Source organism: Micrococcus sp. LASM2_SD2 (genome assembly GCF_057364565.1).
The window spans coordinates 1-2,274 of sequence record NZ_JBNFOB010000300.1; the positions used below are offsets into that span (position 1 = coordinate 1).

At 72.5% G+C, this 2,274-nt stretch carries 2 protein-coding genes; both read left to right on the forward strand.

Features of this window, described 5'->3' with window-relative positions:
- Window positions 1-234: 234 nt before the first annotated feature.
- Window positions 235-1,368, forward strand: a complete 1,134-nt coding sequence (locus AC2W7A_RS11675) for a histidinol-phosphate transaminase (protein WP_485991491.1) — start codon at window positions 235-237, stop codon at window positions 1,366-1,368.
- Window positions 1,369-1,569: 201 nt separating this feature from the next.
- Complete coding sequence (locus AC2W7A_RS11680) at window positions 1,570-1,932, forward strand: Rieske 2Fe-2S domain-containing protein (RefSeq protein ID WP_485991492.1); 363 nt, start codon at window positions 1,570-1,572, stop codon at window positions 1,930-1,932.
- The last annotated feature ends 342 nt before the right edge of the window (window positions 1,933-2,274 follow it).

The following is a 2,274-nucleotide window of genomic DNA, read 5'->3' on the forward strand; positions in this document are numbered from 1 at the left end:
CATCGCCGGTCGGCTGGCGGCCGGCGCCGAGGCGATCGCCGCCGCCCTCGGCGAGGAGCTCCTCGCGCGGCGCTGAGGCGCGGGCGAGGCGTGGGTGAGGCGCGGGCGAGACGACGGTGAGGCACAGGTGAGGCGCAGACGAACTGTCACCGCAGACCGGCCCACGCTGACGGAATGCGCGCAATCGGCGACTCTCGGGAGACAGGCGGGTGCCGTCGTCGTAGTCTTCTGCCCATGAGTGAGACCCCGAAGCCGAGCACGACCGTCGTCCACCCCAACCCGGTGATCGACCTGCTTCCGCCCTACGCCGCCGGCAAGCCCCCGGCGGCGGTCGAGGGCCTGACGCCGTACAAGCTGTCCTCGAACGAGAACCCGTATGCCCCGGTGCCGTCCGTGCTGGACACCGTCACCTCCTTCGTGACCGGTGCGCCGGACGAGGCCAGCTCGTTGTGCCGCTACCCGGACCCGCTGTCCACCGCGCTGCGCACCCGCCTGGCCGAGCACCACGACGTCTCCGCCGAGGACATCGTCACCGGCGCCGGCTCGCTCGGCGCCCTGACCCAGATCATCACCGCCTTCGCCGGCCCGCACGACGACGGCCACCGCGACGAGGTCATCTACGCCTGGCGCTCCTTCGAGGCCTACCCGATCGTGGTGCGCTCCGCCGGCGCCAAGGACGTGGGCGTCCCGCTCACCGCGGACCACCGCCACGACCTGCCCGCCATGCTCGATGCGATCACCGACCACACCCGCGTGATCCTGCTGTGCACCCCGAACAACCCGACCGGCCCGGTGCTCACCACCGCCGAGGTCGAGGACTTCCTGGCCAAGGTGCCCGAGCACATCCTCGTGGTCATCGACGAGGCCTACGTGGAGTTCGTGCGCCACGAGGACGCCGTGCAGGGCATCGCGATGTACCGCAGGCACCCGAACGTGGCCGTGCTGCGCACCTTCTCCAAGGCCCACGGCCTGGCCAACCTGCGCGTCGGCTACTCGATCGCCCAGCCGGAGATCACCCGTCACCTGCGCGTGGTCGCCACCCCGTTCGCCGTGTCCACCGTGGCCGAGCGCGCCGCGATCGCCTCCCTGGACGCCCTGGACGAGGTCACCGAGCGTGTCCAGAAGGTGGTGGACGAGCGCGAGCGCGTGGTCGCCGCCCTCGCCGAGGCCGGCTGGGATGTCCCGGAGACCCACGCGAACTTCGTGTGGCTGCCGCTGGGCGAGGACGCCGCGGACTTCGCCGCCGAGGCCGGCAAGCGCGCCCTGTCCGTCCGCGCCTTCGCCGGCGAGGGCGTGCGCGTGTCCATCGGCGAGGTCGAGGCGAACGACCGCTTCATCGAGCTCGCCCGCGACTACCGGAACGGCTGAGCGCAGGGAGGCTGCGTTCCACCCAGCGCCGAGCCAGAAGGAATGGCTGCTTGAGGCGGGGCCGAAGCGGCCGATTGTTCTGGTTCGCCGAGCCATAGGGTCTGGTTCGGCGAGCCAGAGGGATTGGCTACTTCAGCCCCCCGCCAACCGGCCGGACCCTCTGGCTCGGCGCAGGGCGGGGCACTTCTCTAGGCTGGGACCATGACTGACGCGACGACCAGCCCCGCAGAGATCCACGTCGGCCCCGCCGCGGACATCCCCGCAGGCGAGGCCAAGGTCCTGCCCATGGGCGAGACCGGCCACTGGGACGACATCGCCGTCTTCCACACGGAGGACGACGGTTTCCACGCGATCGACGACTCCTGCACCCACGGGGACATCTCCCTCGCCGAGGGCGAGCTCGAGGGCCTGGAGATCGAGTGCTGGCTGCACGGCTCCCGCTTCTGCCTCACCGACGGCAAGCCGCAGTGCCTGCCCGCCACGGATCCGGTCGGCGTGCATCGGGTCGAGGTCCGGGACGGCGAGGTCTACCTGACCATCGTGGACCGCAAGAACAAGGGCTGACGCCGGAAGGCCTTCCAACGCAGGCCGACGGGCCCGCCCGCTCCACCGGGAGCGGGCGGCCCCGTCGTGGCCTCCGGCCTTCACGCGCAGGCCACCGGCGGTGAAGCGTCCGGTCACCGTGGCGGCACGTGCCGGTCACCGACCGGTGTGAGCCTGGGCGACGGCACGGGACCGCCCCGTGCCGGGCGTGCGTGGCGCAGTCCGGGCGCGCCCTGTCCCGAGGCAAGGAGCCGAGCATGTCCGAGAACCGCCACCCCACGTCCCGCACCGGCCGACGCGCCACCGGCGCCCTGGCCGCCGCCGTCCTCACCGGAACGCTGCTGGCCCCGGCCGCGCAGGCCG

Excerpts from the sequence above, each read along its gene's own strand:
- AC2W7A_RS11680 (WP_485991492.1), top strand. The coding sequence starts at position 1,570 with ATGACTGACGCGACGACCAGCCCCGCAGAGATCCACGTCGGCCCCGCC.
- AC2W7A_RS11675 (WP_485991491.1), top strand. The coding sequence starts at position 235 with ATGAGTGAGACCCCGAAGCCGAGCACGACCGTCGTCCACCCCAACCCG.